This window comes from Aureimonas altamirensis, from assembly GCF_001463885.1.
Taxonomy (GTDB): domain Bacteria; phylum Pseudomonadota; class Alphaproteobacteria; order Rhizobiales; family Rhizobiaceae; genus Aureimonas; species Aureimonas altamirensis.
In genome coordinates this window covers 256,651-272,827 of record NZ_BBWQ01000005.1, presented here as the reverse complement: position 1 = coordinate 272,827, position 16,177 = coordinate 256,651, and the positions used below count along the sequence as shown (strand labels likewise).

Annotated in this window: 16 protein-coding genes and 1 pseudogene; 14 read left to right on the top strand and 3 right to left on the bottom strand. The window is 63.1% G+C overall.

Annotation, left to right across the window (positions count from 1 at the left end; genetic code table 11):
• Positions 1-2: 2 nt before the first annotated feature.
• Positions 3-947 carry an ACP S-malonyltransferase gene (gene fabD, locus AUL31_RS04080; protein ID WP_060601672.1) on the bottom strand — a complete coding sequence of 315 codons (945 nt, stop codon included), beginning with the start codon at positions 945-947 and terminating at the stop codon, positions 3-5.
• A 329-nt stretch (positions 948-1,276) separates the two neighbouring features.
• Here fabD and rpsF point away from each other — a divergent pair, with 329 nt between their 5' ends.
• The 14 genes from rpsF to AUL31_RS04015 all read left to right on the top strand — a co-directional run bounded on the left by rpsF (position 1,277) and on the right by AUL31_RS04015 (position 14,626).
• Positions 1,277-1,699, top strand: coding sequence for a 30S ribosomal protein S6 (gene rpsF, locus AUL31_RS04075; protein ID WP_060601670.1), 423 nt, complete (start codon positions 1,277-1,279; stop codon positions 1,697-1,699).
• Positions 1,699-1,947, top strand: a complete 249-nt coding sequence (gene rpsR, locus AUL31_RS04070) for a 30S ribosomal protein S18 (RefSeq protein ID WP_039193423.1) — start codon at positions 1,699-1,701, stop codon at positions 1,945-1,947. Before rpsF ends, rpsR begins: the two co-directional genes overlap by 1 nt.
• Before the next feature lie 120 nt (positions 1,948-2,067).
• Positions 2,068-3,003, top strand: a complete 936-nt coding sequence (locus AUL31_RS04065) for a DUF2232 domain-containing protein (RefSeq protein WP_060601666.1) — start codon at positions 2,068-2,070, stop codon at positions 3,001-3,003.
• A gap of 32 nt (positions 3,004-3,035) precedes the next feature.
• Positions 3,036-3,629, top strand: a complete 594-nt coding sequence (rplI, locus tag AUL31_RS04060; protein WP_060601662.1) for a 50S ribosomal protein L9 — start codon at positions 3,036-3,038, stop codon at positions 3,627-3,629.
• Positions 3,630-3,908: 279 nt separating this feature from the next.
• Positions 3,909-5,396, top strand: a complete 1,488-nt coding sequence (locus tag AUL31_RS04055; RefSeq protein WP_060601660.1) for a replicative DNA helicase — start codon at positions 3,909-3,911, stop codon at positions 5,394-5,396.
• 20 nt (positions 5,397-5,416) lie between these two features.
• Entirely contained in the window at positions 5,417-6,547 is a 1,131-nt protein-coding gene (gene alr, locus AUL31_RS04050) for an alanine racemase (protein ID WP_060601657.1), read from the top strand.
• Positions 6,548-6,551: 4 nt separating this feature from the next.
• Positions 6,552-7,943 carry a DNA repair protein RadA gene (radA, locus tag AUL31_RS04045; protein ID WP_060601654.1) on the top strand — a complete coding sequence of 464 codons (1,392 nt, stop codon included), beginning with the start codon at positions 6,552-6,554 and terminating at the stop codon, positions 7,941-7,943.
• A gap of 164 nt (positions 7,944-8,107) precedes the next feature.
• On the top strand, positions 8,108-8,719 hold the full coding sequence (locus AUL31_RS04040; RefSeq protein ID WP_060601651.1) for a CvpA family protein: 612 nt from the start codon (positions 8,108-8,110) through the stop codon (positions 8,717-8,719).
• Positions 8,720-8,938: 219 nt separating this feature from the next.
• The gene (gene purF, locus AUL31_RS04035) at positions 8,939-10,420 is read left to right on the top strand and encodes an amidophosphoribosyltransferase (RefSeq protein WP_060601647.1); all 1,482 of its coding nucleotides are present in this window, start codon (positions 8,939-8,941) and stop codon (positions 10,418-10,420) included.
• A gap of 40 nt (positions 10,421-10,460) precedes the next feature.
• A complete protein-coding gene (locus AUL31_RS04030; protein ID WP_060601644.1) occupies positions 10,461-11,201 on the top strand; it encodes an SDR family NAD(P)-dependent oxidoreductase in 741 nt (246 codons plus the stop codon).
• A 399-nt stretch (positions 11,202-11,600) separates the two neighbouring features.
• Entirely contained in the window at positions 11,601-11,990 is a 390-nt protein-coding gene (locus tag AUL31_RS20220; protein WP_073469008.1) for a hypothetical protein, read from the top strand.
• Positions 11,991-12,123: 133 nt separating this feature from the next.
• On the top strand, positions 12,124-12,576 hold the full coding sequence (locus AUL31_RS04025; protein WP_143190126.1) for a hypothetical protein: 453 nt from the start codon (positions 12,124-12,126) through the stop codon (positions 12,574-12,576).
• Between the two features lie 1,511 nt (positions 12,577-14,087).
• Positions 14,088-14,330, top strand: coding sequence for a BrnT family toxin (locus AUL31_RS04020; protein WP_060601862.1), 243 nt, complete (start codon positions 14,088-14,090; stop codon positions 14,328-14,330).
• Entirely contained in the window at positions 14,327-14,626 is a 300-nt protein-coding gene (locus AUL31_RS04015; RefSeq protein ID WP_060601637.1) for a BrnA antitoxin family protein, read from the top strand. The genes AUL31_RS04020 and AUL31_RS04015 overlap by 4 nt, the downstream gene beginning before the upstream one ends.
• A 5-nt stretch (positions 14,627-14,631) precedes the next feature.
• Here the strand turns inward: AUL31_RS04015 and pssA are convergent, their stop codons facing one another.
• The gene (pssA, locus tag AUL31_RS04010; protein ID WP_060601634.1) at positions 14,632-15,444 is read right to left on the bottom strand and encodes a CDP-diacylglycerol--serine O-phosphatidyltransferase; all 813 of its coding nucleotides are present in this window, start codon (positions 15,442-15,444) and stop codon (positions 14,632-14,634) included.
• A 5-nt stretch (positions 15,445-15,449) separates the two neighbouring features.
• A pseudogene (locus tag AUL31_RS04005) lies at positions 15,450-16,151 on the bottom strand (phosphatidylserine decarboxylase); the annotation flags it as partial.
• Between the last annotated feature and the right edge of the window lie 26 nt (positions 16,152-16,177).

Genomic DNA, 16,177 nt, shown 5'->3' with positions numbered 1-16,177 from the left:
CGTCACTCTCCCTGCAGCTTCGCCAGCGCCGCATCGATATCGGCCGGAGTGCCGACCGACTGCGCGGCGAGCCGCTTGTCAATTCGCTTCGCAAGGCCCGATAGCACTTTACCGGCACCGACTTCAAACAGGGTGTCGACGCCGTCCTCCGCCAGGAAGGTCATGCTTTCGCGCCAGCGCACCTGCCCTGTCACCTGCTCCACGAGCTGGCTGCGGATGCGTTCGGGGCTGGACGAAGGCGCCGCCAGCACGTTGGCGATCAGCGGCACCCGTGGCTGCACGATCTCGACGCCCAGCAGCGCCTCGGCCATGCGGTCGGCAGCCGGTTGCATCAGGGCGCTATGGAACGGCGCGGAAACGGCCAGCGCGATGGCGCGCCGCGCGCCGCGCTCGGAAGCCAGTGCCATGGCCCTGTCCACCGCTGCCTTGTCGCCCGAAATGACAAGCTGTCCGCCGCCATTGTCGTTGGCAACCTGCACGCTGCCCGTGCCCGACGCCTCCTGGCAGATCGCGTCCAGCACATCGGCTTCCAGGCCCATGATGGCGGCCATCGCCCCCTGGCCGGCCGGCACAGCCGCCTGCATGGCCTCGCCGCGGATGCGCAAGAGGCGCGCCGTCTCGCCGATGCCGATGGAACCCGCCGCGGCCAGCGCGGAATATTCGCCGAGGGAATGGCCCGCGACGTAGGATGCGGACGATAGATCGAAGCCCCGCGCTTCCAGCGCGCGCATCGCGGCCAGCGAAACCGCCATCAGCGCCGGCTGGGCATTGGCCGTCAGGGTCAGCGTTTCCTCCGGCCCCTCGAAGATCAGCCTGGACAGATTTTCGCCCAGGGCCTCGTCGACCTCATCGAAGACGGCGCGCGCCTCGGCTACAGTGTCGTAGAGTTCGCGGCCCATGCCGACAGACTGGCTGCCCTGCCCCGGAAATACCAATGCGAGTTTCATGAGGGTTATCGTCTCCGGCTTGTCTGACTGGCCCCGCCCAATCGGGGCAAGCGCGCTTCAAGTCAAGCGACGCCTTGCGGAATGCATCGAAATAGCGTAAGTCGCGGCCCGTCAATGCCCGTTCGTCAGCCGGGGGCTGAACGGAAGGGGCGGCAGTCGCATGCCGCTCGGCCTTCGTGCCTACGCTTCCCGTGTCCCCGCTCTCGACCGTCTCACTCGACGCGCCTTTCCATGTTCGGCACTTCGTGGCCGCTTTCAGGGGGAGTCGCAGAGGCTTAGCCGCTGATGCCGGGCAGCGTACGAAAGAGAAACACGGAAAGGCAATCGATATGGCGCTCTACGAGCACGTATTCCTTGCCCGCCAGGACATCAGCAGCCAGCAGGTCGACGCCCTCGTCGAGCAGTATCGCGGCGTGCTGGAAGCCAATGGCGGCAAGGTCGGCAAGGTTGAGAACTGGGGTCTGAAGACCCTGTCCTACCGCATCAAGAAGAATCGCAAGGCGTATTACACGCTCGTCAACATCGACGCCCCGGCAGCCGCCGTGGTGGAGATGGAGCGTCAGATGCGCTTCAACGAAGACATCCTGCGCTACATCACCATCCGCGTCGAGGAGCACGAAGACAGCCCCTCCGCCATGATGCAGAAGCGCGACGACCGTCCCCGCCGCGGTGACCGCGACGGCCGCGATGGCCGTGATGGCGGCGACCGTGGTGGCCGCCCCCGCCGCGAGCGCACTGAGGAGGCCGCATAATGGTCGACATCGCCCAGCTTCCGACCCGTCGCCCGTTCCATCGTCGTCGCAAGTCCGATCCGTTCGCGGCGAGCGATTCGCCGAAGATCGACTACAAGGACGTCCGCCTTCTGCAGCGCTACATCTCCGAGCGCGGCAAGATCGTTCCCTCGCGGATCACGGCCGTTTCGCAGAAGAACCAGCGCGAGCTGGCCCGCGCCATCAAGCGTGCGCGCTTCCTCGGCCTTCTGCCCTACGTCCTCAAGTAGGCCTATCGTTGCGGGGCGCCTTCCGCGCCCCGCAGCCTCGCCTCCCCCCTCGGCAGGGGCGGCGTAACGCAAAGCCGAGTTGGGGCGTCTGCCCCTAACTGCGAAACGCAGGACAGCGACATGCAGAAGCAAGCCCTCCTCGTATCCCTCGCCGCCGGCCTTGCCAGCGCGCTTCTGTTCGCCGGTCTCATCGCACAGACTCAGGGCGGGGCATTTCTGACGTTTCTTGCGCCGCTTCCCATTTTCATCGCCAGCCTGGGCTGGGGCTCCCGCGCCGGCTTCATCGCCGTGGTCGTGGCGGCCCTCGCCGTGATCCTGTCCAGCGGTTCGATGCTCGTCAGCGTACCACTGGTGGTCGCGATGGCCGGCCCCGCCGCCTGGATCGGGCATCTGGCCGGTCTTGCCCGGCCCGCCGGCCCCGAAGACGCGCGTACCGGCGTACCGCCGCTGGACTGGTATCCCCTGTCGCGCATCCTGATGGGCATATGCCTGATGGCCATACTGGGCTGCGTGATCCTGGGCTGGATGATCGGCTTCAATGCGCAGGAATTCGGGCCCGAACTGGCCAACGCCTTCACTGCATCCGGCACCTTCAGCACCGAGGACGAGGCCCAGCTACGAGAGCTGACGGCCCTTGCGGTGCGGATCATACCCTTCATCCAGCCGGCGCTGCTGGTGGCTCTGCTTACGTTCATGCTGTATCTGGCCGCCGTCATCACACGCGCCAGCGGCCGCCTGAACCGGCCAAAGGACGACATCCCGTCGCAGGCGGGCCTGCCGCGCGCCGCGCTGCCGATCTTTGCCGTGGCGCTGGCCGTCTCCTTTTTCGGCGGCAGCATCGGCACCGTGGCAGCCGTCGTCTGCGGCGCCTTCGGTATGGCCTTCACTTTGGTCGGCCTTGCCGCCATGCACCGCCGCACCCGCGCCATGTCGGGCCGGGGGCTGATCCTGTTCAGCGCCTATGCGGCGATATTCCTTCTTTCCATCCCGCTTTTCGCCTTCCTGATCATCGGCCTTGTCGATGTGGCGAAAGCGGGGGCCGAAGACAGACCCTGAACCCTTATTCGACACCCGAAAGGATCATACCAATGGAAGTCATCCTGCTTGAGCGCATCGCGCGCCTTGGCCAGCTCGGCGAAACCGTCCGCGTCAAGGACGGCTATGCCCGCAACTATCTTCTGCCCACCGGCCGCGCCCTGCGCTCCAACGAGGCAAACCGCGCGCGCTTCGAGGCCCAGAAGGCCCAGCTCATCGCCCGCAACGAAGAGCGCAAGTCGGAAGCGCAGGCTATCGCCAAGCAGCTCGACGGCAAGCGTTTCGTCATCGTCCGCTCGGCCGGCGAGACGGGCCAGCTTTACGGTTCGGTTTCGGCCCGCGACATCGCGGAGCTGATCCGCAACGAAGGCTTCTCGATCAACCGCAACTCGGTAGAGCTGAACCTGCCGATCAAGCTGATCGGTCTGCACACGGTTGCCATCGCCCTTCACGCAGAGGTCGAGGCCACCGTCGAGCTGAACATCGCCCGCTCGCAGGAAGAGGCAGATCGTCAGGCACGCGGTGAGACGCTCACCTCCGCCGACGCCATCTACGGCGCCGACGACGAGGACGAGATCCTTGAAGAGGGCGAGGAAGAAGCCGGCGAGGACGGCGAAGCCGAGGCCGAGGCCGACGAGCGCGCCTGAGGCGTCATCGCACGTCCGATTCGGGACTGCACACGCTATCCACAGGAAAGGCCGGGCTTCTGTCCGGCCTTTTCCACGTTCGCGACAGGGCAAAAACCCCAACGCCACAGGCGGTTCAGCCTGCAACGCGGCATCGTCGCCGCCATTTTTTCCACATCTGTGGAAAGAAGCTGTATCTGTGCGGTGAAGAAGGCGCATGCCTCTCGCTACGGCAATCGTCATCGCTGGCGAATGGCTTTAGTGTCTGTCCCATCATGATGGTATCGAAGGGGTCCGCGCATGGCCGATGCGGCGCGCAAGCTTGAGCAGGATGGACTTCCCTACAGGGAGGCGCCCTCGAACCTGGAGGCCGAGCAGGCCCTGCTGGGCGCGATCCTGGTCAACAACGACGCCTATTACATCGTCCACGATTTCCTGAAACCGGACCATTTCTTCGAGCCCCTGCACCGCGAGATCTTCGGCAAGGCGTCCGAGATGATCCGGATGGGCAAGATCGCCAATCCGGTGACGATCAAGACCTTCCTGGCAGCCAACGACAAGGTGGGCGACATCACCGTCGCGCAGTATCTCGCCCGGCTGGCGGCGGAAGCGACCACCATCATCAACGCGGCCGATTACGGCCGTGGCATCTACGATCTCGCCTTGCGCCGCTCGCTGATCCGCATCGGCGAAGAGATGGTCAACGATGCATTCGACGCGCCCCTCGACATGGAGCCGAAGAAGCAGATCGAGGAATCGGAGCGCAAGCTGTTCGAGCTGGCCGAGACGGGCCGGTACGATGGCGGCTTCCAGCCCTTTTCCGACGCGATGGCGCTGGCCATCGAAATGGCCGGCGCCGCCAAGGACAGGGATGGCGGCCTTTCGGGCATATCGACCGGCATCCGCGAGATGGACCGGCGGCTGGGCGGCCTGCAGCCCTCCGACCTCGTCATCCTGGCTGGCCGTCCGGCGATGGGCAAGACGTCGCTTGTTACCAACATCGCGTTCAACATCGCCAATGCCTACGAGCCCGCAGAGCAGGCGGACGGTTCCTTCAAGGCCAAGAATGGCGGCGTCGTCGCCTTCTTCTCGCTGGAAATGTCGGCCGAGCAGCTGGCCACCCGTATCATCTCCGAGCAGAGCGAGGTTTCCTCGTCCAAGATCCGGCGCGGCAACATCACCGATGCCGAATATGCCAAGCTGGTCGCCTGTACCGAGATGATGCAACGGGCGCCCCTCTATATCGACCAGACCGGCGGCATCTCCATAGCCCAGCTCGCGGCGCGCGCCCGGCGGCTGAAGCGGCAGCGCGGCCTGGACGTGATGGTGATCGACTATGTCCAGCTGATGCAGGGCTCGTCCAAGCGGGCGTCGGAAAACCGCGTGCAGGAAATCACCGAGATCACCACCGGGCTGAAGGCGCTGGCCAAGGAGCTTTCGGTGCCGATCATCGCGCTCTCGCAGCTCTCGCGCCAGGTCGAATCCCGCGAAGACAAGCGGCCCCAGCTATCCGACCTGCGTGAATCCGGCTCGATCGAGCAGGACGCCGACGTGGTGATGTTCGTCTATCGCGACGAATATTACCTGCAGAACAAGGAGCCCAAGCCCGGCACCGAAGAGCACCTGAAGTGGCAGCAGGCGATGAACGATGCGCGCGGCAAGGCGGAAGTCATCATCGCCAAGCAGCGACACGGCCCCACCGGCACCGTACCGCTGGCCTTCCAGGCCGAATTCACCCGCTTTTCGGATCTTGCCGAGGAGTCGCATATGCCCGAACGCTTCGAGTAGCGCCGGAAGACCGAAACATTATGTCCCATACCGATATGCCGCGTGCGCCCTTCGTCGAGATCGACTCCTGGGCTTTGAAATCCAACTGGCGCACCCTCGCCATGCTGGCGCCCGATGCGCGCACCGGCGCTGCGGTGAAAGCCGACGGCTACGGCCTCGGCGGCGTCATCGCATCCAAGGCGCTGTTCGGTGCCGGGTGCCGGGACTTTTTCGTGGCCTGGGCCGAAGAAGGCGCCGAAATCCGCGAGGCCATGCCCGGCAAGAACTGCCGCATCTTCGTTTTGCAGGGTCTGGACAGGCATGCGGCGCGCCTGTGCCGCGACGAGCGGCTGCTGCCTGTCCTGTCAACGCCCGAGGACATCGAGTTGTGGACCATGGGCGGCGAGCCGGAAGACGGCGGATTGCCCGGCGTCGCCGGCCTGCAGCTCGAAACCGGAATGCACCGCCTTGGCCTGACCGACATGCAAAGCCGCAAGGCCGCCGAGCTTGCCAAACAGGGCAAGCTGGATCTGGCGCTTGTCATGAGCCACCTTGCCGCCGCCGACGAGCCCGGCTCCCGGCTGGCCGACGAGCAGCTCGACCGCTTCCGCAAACTGGCGAATCGCTTTCCCTTCGTGGCGCGCTCGCTGGCAAACTCTGCCGCCATCCTGCGCGGCCCGCAATTCCACTTCGACCTGACCCGCCCCGGCATCTGCCTCTATGGCGGCCAGACGGCACTGCATGCGGCCGGCGCGCTGCGGCCCGTCGCGCGCCTTGTCGGGCATGTCCTGCAGGTGGCGGACGTCAAGCGCGGCGAGCATGTGGGCTATGGCGAGGCGGTCAAGCTCAAGCGCACTGCCCGCATCGCCACCGTGGGCCTTGGCTACGCCGACGGCTATCCGCGTTCGGCATTCGGCGACAGCGTCGAGGGGCAGCGCACGGCGCCGGCGGTGCACGTCGAAGGGCATAGCGCGCCGATCGTCGGCCGCATTTCCATGGATATGAGCATGGTGGATATTTCCGGCCTGCCGGAAGGCGCGGTGCGGCCAGGCAGCGAAGTGGAGTTTTTCGGCCCCAACATTCCGGTCGACGCGGTGGCGGCCCAGGCCGGCACCATCGCCTACGAGCTTCTCACGGGGATCGGCGCGCGCGTGCGCCGGGTCTGGATCTGAGCGGATGGTGAAAGCGAAGATCAGCTTCATCTGCCAGAACTGCGGTGCGGTCTATAATCGCTGGCAGGGCAAGTGCGACGCCTGCGGCGAGTGGAACACAATCGTCGAGGAAAACCAGGCCGGCGGCATCGGCGGCGGCCCTGCCAAGGCAGGGCGGCGGAAAGGCCGCGTCTCGGCGCTGTTTCCGCTGTCCGGCCAAACGGAGGAAGCGCCGCGCATCATATCCGGCATCGCCGAACTGGACCGGGTCACCGGCGGCGGCATCGTGCGCGGCTCGGCGCTTCTGGTGGGGGGCGATCCCGGCATCGGCAAGTCGACCCTCTTGATGCAGGCCGCTGCGGCGCTGGCGCGCCGGGGCCATGGGGTGATCTACGTTTCGGGCGAAGAGGCCGTGGCACAGGTAAGGCTGCGGGCGCAGCGCCTGCATGCGTCCGATACCTCGGTGCAGCTTATGGCCGAAACCAACATCGAGGATATCCTCGCCACGCTGTCGGAAGGCGGCCGGCCCGATCTCGTCATCATCGACTCCATCCAGACCATCTGGACCGACACGGCCGATTCCGCCCCCGGCACCGTCACGCAGGTGCGCGCGGCGGCCCAGGCGCTGATCCGTTACGCCAAGTCCACCGGAACTGCGGTCATCCTGGTCGGACACGTCACCAAGGAAGGCCAGATCGCCGGGCCGCGCGTGGTGGAGCACATGGTGGACGGCGTCCTCTATTTCGAGGGTGAAGGCGGCCATCACTACCGCATCCTGCGGACGGTGAAGAACCGCTTTGGCCCGACCGACGAAATCGGCGTCTTCGAGATGGGCGATGGCGGCCTGCGCGAAGTGTCCAACCCCTCCGAGCTGTTCCTCGGCGAACGGAACGACAAGGCGCCCGGCGCGGCTGTGTTTGCCGCCATCGAGGGAACGCGCCCGGTGCTGGTGGAGATCCAGGCGCTGGTGGCGCCCTCGCCGCTCGGCACGCCCAGGCGCTCCGTACTGGGCTGGGATCAGCCGCGCCTTGCCATGGTGCTGGCCGTGCTGGAGGCCCATTGCGGGGTGCGCCTTGGCCAGCATGACGTGTATTTGAACGTCGCCGGCGGCTATCGCATCAACGAGCCGGCGGCCGATCTGGCGGTCGCGGCAGCGCTGGTTTCCTCTTTGTCGGGCAGCGCCTTGCCGGCCGATTGCGTGTATTTCGGTGAAGTCAGCCTTTCCGGCGCGGTCCGGCCCGTTGCCCATGCGGGACAGCGGGTCAAGGAAGCGGAAAAGCTGGGGTTCCGCGGCGCCGTGCTGCCGCAATCGGGACAGGATCTGCAATGGCCGCGCGGCTTCCGCGTCGGCGAAGTCTCGGCACTGGCCGACCTTGTCGCCCGCATTGCCAGCGGACAGGATAAAAGGAATGCTTGATTTTCGCCGCATCCGCGAGTGTAAGACACGCGTTGCAACGAGATCGCCGAAAGCATTTCCAGCCGAAGCGGAATCGCCTCGGCGTCGGACAATGCGGCAAACAGAAGAATAGAGCGTTATCGGTGACCCCGTACTCAACGGAAATGCTCTAGCCAAGGATCGGTATGAACATCACCCTGCTCGACGTCGCGCTCGTCGTCATAACCCTCCTTTCGGCGATCCTCGCAATGGTGCGCGGTTTCTCACGCGAGGTGCTGTCCATCGTAAGCTGGGTGGTGGCCGCCGCCGCCGCATGGTTCTTCTTTCCGCAGCTTACGCCCTTCACAGAGCAGTATATTTCGCAGCCCACCGTTGCGATGGGCGTAACGGCGCTGGCGATCTTCCTGATCACGCTGATCGTCGTCTCGCTGATCACCATGCATATCGCGGATTTCATCATCGACAGCCGGGTCGGAGCCGTGGACCGGATCCTCGGGTTCCTGTTCGGTGCCGCGCGCGGCGTCCTCCTGATGGTGGTTGCGGTGGTGTTCTTGAACTGGCTGAACCCCGACCAGCAGCATCCGCAGATCGCCGATGCGCAATCCAAGCCCTTCCTGGACGATCTCGGCAACCAGTTGGTCGGCAGCATGGACGGCCTGGTCGAATATGTGAACCAGCGTCTCGGACCGCCGCCGGCGCCCGAGACCGATATTGGCGGCGCGGAAGTTCCGTCAGAGCAGGCCGAGCCCGGTTCGATCGACGACGCGATCCGGGGCCAGCAGCCACCGGCCAATTGATTTTCGGGCCGGCATCAGGCACAAGGCTGGTCAAGCGGCTTCGCGGGGGCAGATCGAGGCCGAAGCCGACTCAATTGGAGGGGTGAGCGACCCGACTGGCGCGATGAATTTCGCGCCGGTTTCATTTTTGTTTCGCGTTTCGCGTGATCGCCCCCATATGGAGGCCAGCCACGCGGCAGAAGCGCGGTATCGGGCCTTCCGTTCGGGAACGAGTTTGACATGGGCGAAACACCTTTCGACGACATCGACGGCGACACTCTCCATGAGGAGTGCGGCGTCTTCGGCATACTCGGCCATCCCGATGCCGCAACGCTGACGGCGCTGGGCCTGCATGCCCTGCAGCATCGCGGGCAGGAGGCTGCCGGCCTCGTCTGCTTCGACGGTCGACAGTTTCATACCGAAAAGCGCATGGGCCTGGTGGGCGACCATTATACCGACCCCGCCGTGCTGGCGCGCCTGCCCGGCCACATGGCCATCGGCCATGTGCGCTATTCCACCACCGGCGAAACGGCCTTGCGCAACGTGCAGCCGCTCTTTGCCGAGCTGGAAGTCGGCGGCATCGCCATTGCCCATAACGGCAATTTCACCAACGGGCTGACGCTGCGTCGCCAGTTGATCGCCGACGGCGCGATCTGCCAGTCCACCTCCGATACGGAAGTGGTTCTGCATCTTATCGCCCGTTCGCGGCAGGTTTCCTCGTCCGACCGCTTCATCGATGCCATCCGCCATGTAGAGGGCGGATACTCGATGCTGGCGCTGACGCGCACCAAGCTGATCGCCGCGCGCGATCCCATCGGCATCCGGCCGCTGGTCATGGGCGAGCTCGACGGAAAGCCGATCTTCTGCTCGGAAACCTGTGCGCTCGATATCATCGGCGCGCGCTACATCCGCGATGTGGAGAACGGCGAAGTCGTCATCTGCGAGATCCAGCCCGATGGTTCCATCTCGGTGGAGTCCCGCAAGGCGGAAAACCCGACGCCGGAACGCCTCTGCCTGTTCGAATATGTCTATTTCGCCCGGCCGGACTCGGTCGTCGGCGGGCGCAACGTGTATACCGCGCGCAAGGCCATGGGCGTGAACCTGGCGCGGGAAGCCCCCGTAGCGGCGGATGTGGTCGTGCCGGTGCCCGATGGCGGCACGCCGGCGGCCATCGGCTTCGCACAGGAAAGCGGCATTCCCTTCGAGCTGGGCATCATCCGCAACCACTATGTGGGCCGCACCTTCATCGAGCCGACCCAGCAGATCCGCGCCTTCGGCGTGAAGCTGAAGCATTCCGCCAACCGGGCGATGATCGAGGGCAAGCGCGTGGTGCTGGTGGACGATTCCATCGTGCGCGGCACCACCTCGGTCAAGATCGTGCAGATGATCCGCGATGCCGGTGCAACCGAGGTGCATATCCGGGTTGCCAGCCCGATGATCTTCTACCCGGATTTCTATGGCATCGACACGCCGGACGCCGAGAAGCTGCTTGCGAACCAGCATGAATCGCTGGAAGCGATGTGCCGCTTCATCGGGGCGGACTCCCTCGCCTTCCTGTCGCTGGATGGCCTTTACCATGCGGTCGGCGGTGAGGCGCGCAACGATGCGTCCCCGCAGTTCACCGACCATTATTTCACCGGCGACTATCCCACCCGGCTGCGCGACCGCGAGGCGCCGGCCAGCAACGTCCATCATCTTGCGGTGATGGCCGGCAACGGCTGACGCTGCGCGCAACGATCTTTCACAGCTTCGGGAATCCGGAATGGCAGGCAGGCTAGACGGGCGTATTGCCCTGGTAACGGGCGCGTCGCGCGGCATCGGCTATTTTCTGGCAAAGCAGCTCGCGGCGGAAGGTGCGCATGTCATCGCGGTGGCGCGCACGGTCGGCGGCCTGGAAGAGCTGGACGATGAGATCAAGTCTGCCGGCGGGTCTGCCACGCTGGTTCCGCTTGACCTGACCGACATGGAAGGCATCGACCGGCTCGGCGGCGCCATCTACGACCGGTGGGGCAAGCTGGACGTGCTGGTGCTCAATGCCGGCGCGTTGGGCGTACTGGCGCCCCTCGGCCACATCGAAGCCAAGACCTTCGACAAGACCATGCGCGTCAACGTGGATGCGACATGGCGGATGATCCGCACGACAGACCCGCTTCTGCGCCAGTCCGATGCCGGGCGCGCCATCTTCCTGTCGTCCGGCGCAGCGCATTCCACCAAGGCTTATTGGGGCCTCTACGCCGCCACCAAGGCCGCTGGAGAGGCGATGATCCGCTCCTGGGCGAACGAGACACGCAGCCTGCCGCTGCGCGTCAATTCGGTGAACCCCGGTGGCACCCGTACGGCCATGCGCGCCCTTGCCATGCCGGGCGAAGATCCCGATACGCTGCCGCGACCGGCAGACGTGGCGGCGACCATGCTGCACCTGGCCTTTCCCGACTTGACGCAAACGGGGCTTCTGTTCGACGTTCGGCAGAACCGCTTTCTCAATTACCACATGCCCGACTGAGCGCCCGTGGGCCCAGCCCGGCAAAGGAGTGTCGGATGGGCCTGCGTCGTAAATCGAAGGTCTAACCCGGCACGCGCCCGCAGCACCTGCAGGTGGAGCGGACAGTCGATGAATGCCCGCAAGATTATTTTCGCGGTGTGATCGGCAACATGAGCAAAGCCCCTGGGTGCCGAACCTCGGGCTCAGTGCAATTCAACGATGAAGGCCGGGGCATTTATTTACAATACGGAATAACTGCGGTGAACGGAGCCTACAACGGCACGAAAATGTAGTTCGATGGGAAGTCCTAAAAGCTCTTCATTGCGCATTTTCGTTTGAGGGAGAGCATTTGACCGCCAGCTCCTCCTATTCCGAGGTGGAAAGCATGTTCAGAGCGGCGCTGAACGCGAGAGGCTAGGGATGAGTGCACCTGACGACGATGTTGCAGCAGGAGGATATGTCGGTGTTTTCTGGTCTGTTGACGGCAAACTAATATGGGAAAGGGTCACGCGCGATCAGGCCGAAGTGTATGGCGAGTTCCTAACTAGCAGGGGACACTACAGCGTGTGGTCCGATTGGCAGGATCTATCCGCCAAGGAACGGCGCATAAAGGATGTTCCTGAAACGGTTGCCTTTAGCGAATACGAGGACCATCCACGTGGCCGCGTGGTGTTTCACAGTGCAAGCAAAACCTTCATCATCTACGCAGACCGGCGCCTTCAGAGAGAGGAAACGGTGAGCCGACTAGTCGAAGTCTTTGGCATTGCACTTTGCGCTTATGAGGTGCGATCAGACAGTCACTACGTGTGACGGCAAAGAGCCCCTTGCACAAAACCTTAGCTGCTAGCAATGTAGCTTGGCTCTCATTATGCGAGCAACATATCGAATGTTCATTGATACCGATAATATAAGCAGTCTAATCGACTAGAAGCGAGTGCACGCGTTGGAAACAACAGTTGAAGAGCTGATAAACGGATTCCTGACAGTTGGAGGGATGGTATTTACCTCCCGCCAGTTCGATCTCCCCTACGAGAAGGAGACTGGCGATGGGGGTTCTGCACCGGACATCATAGCTCTCGACTTCAACACGACTCCGAATGAGGTGGTTGTGGTTGAAATCACAGTCAGCGGTGGGCTTGGTACGCTAAATTCTCGTATCGTCGAAAGAGAAGGTCGTTGGTACAGGCCTTTGCGAGCGGCACTGCTGAAACGTGGCATAATTGACGATACCTGGACGATGCGAACCTTAGCCTTCGTCAGGCAGGTCCACGTTGTCGGAGCCAACGCCAAATTTGCTGACCACCCTGACGTAACCTTCTATGCCATCGAGGATGCAATTCTCCCTTATTCGTATTGGGATAGCAGAATGCAGAATGGCTTGCCCCGCTCAGAATAAGATATCTTCAACGGGACAAACAAACTTTCAGCGCCGGTATTGGGATAGCGTACTTGCGCTATACCCTAATAGCTTTCTTGTCGATTCATCCATGGCAGGCTGCTTTTTCACGCCGCGTTTCTCTGGATTTTGATATCCGATGCATGCTTAATGACATCGATCGCTTCCTCGGGTGATAGGCTGAAATTGCGCTTCTGCGAGGCACGATGGGATGGGACGCTTTGAAGATGCCAGCCAAACAGATGGTGGCGCTGTGTTGGGCCTCCGAAAGTTCGATATTCTCGCTTTTATTGGTTTTGACTACTGCCTAAGCTTCGCGGTGGCAGTATAGCAGAATGCCGTACTGCCGTCATATTTCAGCGGTGACCAATTGGAGAAAGGTGATGCCCGCATATTCCGGAAAGGCGCAGCCATATCTCGATGCAATCGCTGCGGGCGTCTTTACCTCGGCAGCAGTCCGCACATGGCTTCTATCCGGCACCCAACATGAGGCGACGTACGCCGGTTCAAACGCGCTTGTGGATGAGCAACGATCCACCCGCTGGAAGTCCAAACCAACCCTGCAACCCTTCTGGGCCAATTATTGGTGTGGCAAGGATAGTGCCTGCACGTGTCGCGTCGTAGGCAGCAAGGGCCTTGAAAGCGATGCTATCTTTTTTCTCCGCAACGCTGCAGGGCGGACGCTTGCTGCACATGTGGAGTTCAAGCACTCAAGAGAGAGGTTCGGGTACGGGCAACCCGAGGCGTATCCACTGCGGGCGGCTTGCTTTGCAGCCACGCACTCCAGCCGGAAGACCCTCAATCCGCATGAGGATTGGATGACGGTCATATTTTGCGGACCTGAAGCTATTTCAGATCCTCGCCTCGCTGCCTTTCAAAGAGTCATTACGCATGAGGAGGCTCGCCGAATCCTCCCCGGATATCCGCCTCTCTAGTCCGTATGAACGCATAGCAAGCTCCGCCACCAGAGGCTGTATCAGCCTAGACCCGGCAGCATTGTCGCCCATCACATGAAGGCGTCGAACGCCTCTTCGCTTTCCTCGGATTACGATGCAATCCCCGTCCCGTTAGTTAAAGGACTCTTCGTTGTCGTGCATGGCACTCTGGGATCGGTAGAATCGATCACGCTGACCTGGCGAGAGCTGAATGTCTGCCGCGTACTGCTCCAAGCGCCAGTCGCAAGAGTTGTTTGCGCCCGGTCCGGAGCCTCTGGCATTTTGGGCTGGCGCTTTCCAATCACGCTATCTTCTGACGCGCCGCCTGGGCTGCAATCTGCAGATGGCCAAGGCGCTTCATGATTGCCTCTGGTTGACGTAGCCTGGGGCGCGATCCTCGCGCTGCTCAAGGTCCGCCATGGCGAGCCCTATCCAATCTGCGAAAAATTCCGGCCCTTACCGCGTAAGGCGGCAACTTGAAAACAATAGTCTTATCAAACTACATCGAGCCACGCCTCGGCCCTAACTTGTATATACGGGTATTGCGGAACAACCATGCAACCTGTATATACAGGTATCCGTATCGTAGGGGATGAACCGAAGAGGCAGGCGAACATTGCGAAACACGCGATGGACTTTGCCGACCTCGATGCCGAGTTCTTCCTGGAGGCCGTAGTTCTCCCTGCCAAGGATGGCCGCTACATGGCGATTGGCAGGTTGAACGGCGCCACGACGGTTGTCTTCGTCACGCTGGGCACCGAGGCAATATCCATTGTCTCCATGCGCGCAGCGTCCATGAAGGAAAGGAAGCTCTTATGAGCGGCAAAACCTTTGATGCCAAGCATGCAGCGGAATACGGCTACACCCGCGAGGATTGGGAGTCTGTCGAAAGCCCAGAGGCGAACGACGAGCAGATTTCGCAGGCGCGGATGTTCTCGGAAGCATTTCCGGAGCTGCACAATAGCATTCCAAGGAAGCGCGGCCCGTCCAGGACCAAGACGCCCGTTTCCATTCGTTTGGATGACGACCTGGTTGCCAAGCTTCGCTCTTCCGGGCCCGGCTGGCAGGCCCGGGTAAACGATGCATTGCGCAGATGGATCGATGATGCCGCCTAGGCGCATCAGACCCTTTGCCTGTCTATATGCTGCGCCTCCGCCTTGCGGTAGGACCGCACGCCGAAGGGCATCAGCACGAAATAGGCGACCACGGACAGCGTCAACGTTTCCCAGAAGAAGCTGAGCAGCAGGCCGATATACAGAACCACCACCAGAACGGCCGGCACAACATGCTCTCGCCGCACGGGCATGCCGATCGTCTTGCCCGAATAGGTCGGTATGCGGCTTGCCATCAGCAGCCCCACCACGACGAGGTAGACCGACGAGAACGCCGCCGTCACCTGCGGAAAGCCCGTACCGTCGCCGCTGAAGCCGAGATAGACGGGAAACAGCGCCAGGGCAGCGCCCGCCGGAGCCGGGACGCCGGTGAAGAAGGCGCTCTTCCATGCAGGCTTGTTCGGCTCGTCCAGCATGGTGTTGAAGCGGGCCAGGCGGAGCGCCGATCCGCTGGCATAGAGCAGCGCCGCGATCCAGCCCACGGCACCGGCATCGTGCAGCGTGTAGGCGTAGAGCAGCAGTGCGGGCGCGACGCCGAAGTTGACGACATCGGCCAGCGAATCCATCTCCGCGCCGAAGCGGCTCTGGCCGTTGACGAAGCGGGCGATCCGGCCATCGATCCCATCCAGGAAGGCCGCGCCGAGAACCAGCACCACGGCCAGCTCGAACCGCCCTTCGAACGCATAGCGAATGCCGGTCATGCCGGCGCATATGGACAGGATGGTTATGACGTTGGGAACGATGTGACGGATGGGGATGCGGGAATAGTAGCGCGTGCCGCCGAGCGTTTCGTCCTGCTTGTCGTGGCCCTCTTGCGTCACTTGCGTCAGTCCCTCCGCGATGGCCAGGTGGCCAGCCTTTCGCCATGCTCGGCGATCACCGTTTCGCCCGCGACAGCGCGCTGCCCCTCTGCCACGCGCGGCACGGTGCCATCGGGCAGGTATACGTCGAGCCGCGAGCCGAAGCGTATCAGGCCGTAACGCTCGCCGGCTTCCAACGATCCGCCTGCCCGGACGAAACCGACGATACGCCGCGCGATCGCACCGGCGATCTGCACCACGCCCACGTCACCGAAGGGGCCGGCCAGCACCATGGACGAACGCTCGTTGACCTCGCTGGCCTTGTCCAGCTCGGCATTCTTGAACTGGCCTTCGCGATAGGCGATCCGCAGGATGCCGCCGCGCACCGGCGCGCGGTTGATGTGGCAGTCGAAGACATTCATGAAGATCGAGATGCGCAACATCGGCTCATCGCCGAGCTGCAGCTCGGCCGGCGGCACGACATGGCCGACCAGCGATACGCGGCCATCGGCCGGGCTGACGACGATGTGATCGGCCTGCGGCGTGACCCGCTCGGGATCGCGGAAGAAATAGGCGCACCAGACCGTCAGGATCAGGAACAGCCAGAACAGCGGTTCCCACAGAAGGCCAAGCAGCAACCCCACAATGAAGAAGCCTGCGATGAAGGGGTAGCCGGCCTTGTGCACGGGCACCAGCGCGTTGCGGATCGACGTCAGGAAGTCCATGGATTGCGTTTCCTTGCATGCGGCAGCGT

What these genes read in the sequence shown, in the direction of transcription:
- fabD (WP_060601672.1), bottom strand. Translation starts at nt 947, where the DNA reads ATGAAACTCGCATTGGTATTTCCGGGGCAGGGCAGCCAGTCTGTCGGC.
- rpsF (WP_060601670.1), top strand. Translation starts at nt 1,277, where the DNA reads ATGGCGCTCTACGAGCACGTATTCCTTGCCCGCCAGGACATCAGCAGC.
- rpsR (WP_039193423.1), top strand. Translation starts at nt 1,699, where the DNA reads ATGGTCGACATCGCCCAGCTTCCGACCCGTCGCCCGTTCCATCGTCGT.
- AUL31_RS04065 (WP_060601666.1), top strand. Translation starts at nt 2,068, where the DNA reads ATGCAGAAGCAAGCCCTCCTCGTATCCCTCGCCGCCGGCCTTGCCAGC.
- rplI (WP_060601662.1), top strand. Translation starts at nt 3,036, where the DNA reads ATGGAAGTCATCCTGCTTGAGCGCATCGCGCGCCTTGGCCAGCTCGGC.
- AUL31_RS04055 (WP_060601660.1), top strand. Translation starts at nt 3,909, where the DNA reads ATGGCCGATGCGGCGCGCAAGCTTGAGCAGGATGGACTTCCCTACAGG.
- alr (WP_060601657.1), top strand. Translation starts at nt 5,417, where the DNA reads ATGTCCCATACCGATATGCCGCGTGCGCCCTTCGTCGAGATCGACTCC.
- radA (WP_060601654.1), top strand. Translation starts at nt 6,552, where the DNA reads ATGGTGAAAGCGAAGATCAGCTTCATCTGCCAGAACTGCGGTGCGGTC.
- AUL31_RS04040 (WP_060601651.1), top strand. Translation starts at nt 8,108, where the DNA reads ATGAACATCACCCTGCTCGACGTCGCGCTCGTCGTCATAACCCTCCTT.
- purF (WP_060601647.1), top strand. Translation starts at nt 8,939, where the DNA reads ATGGGCGAAACACCTTTCGACGACATCGACGGCGACACTCTCCATGAG.
- AUL31_RS04030 (WP_060601644.1), top strand. Translation starts at nt 10,461, where the DNA reads ATGGCAGGCAGGCTAGACGGGCGTATTGCCCTGGTAACGGGCGCGTCG.
- AUL31_RS20220 (WP_073469008.1), top strand. Translation starts at nt 11,601, where the DNA reads ATGAGTGCACCTGACGACGATGTTGCAGCAGGAGGATATGTCGGTGTT.
- AUL31_RS04015 (WP_060601637.1), top strand. Translation starts at nt 14,327, where the DNA reads ATGAGCGGCAAAACCTTTGATGCCAAGCATGCAGCGGAATACGGCTAC.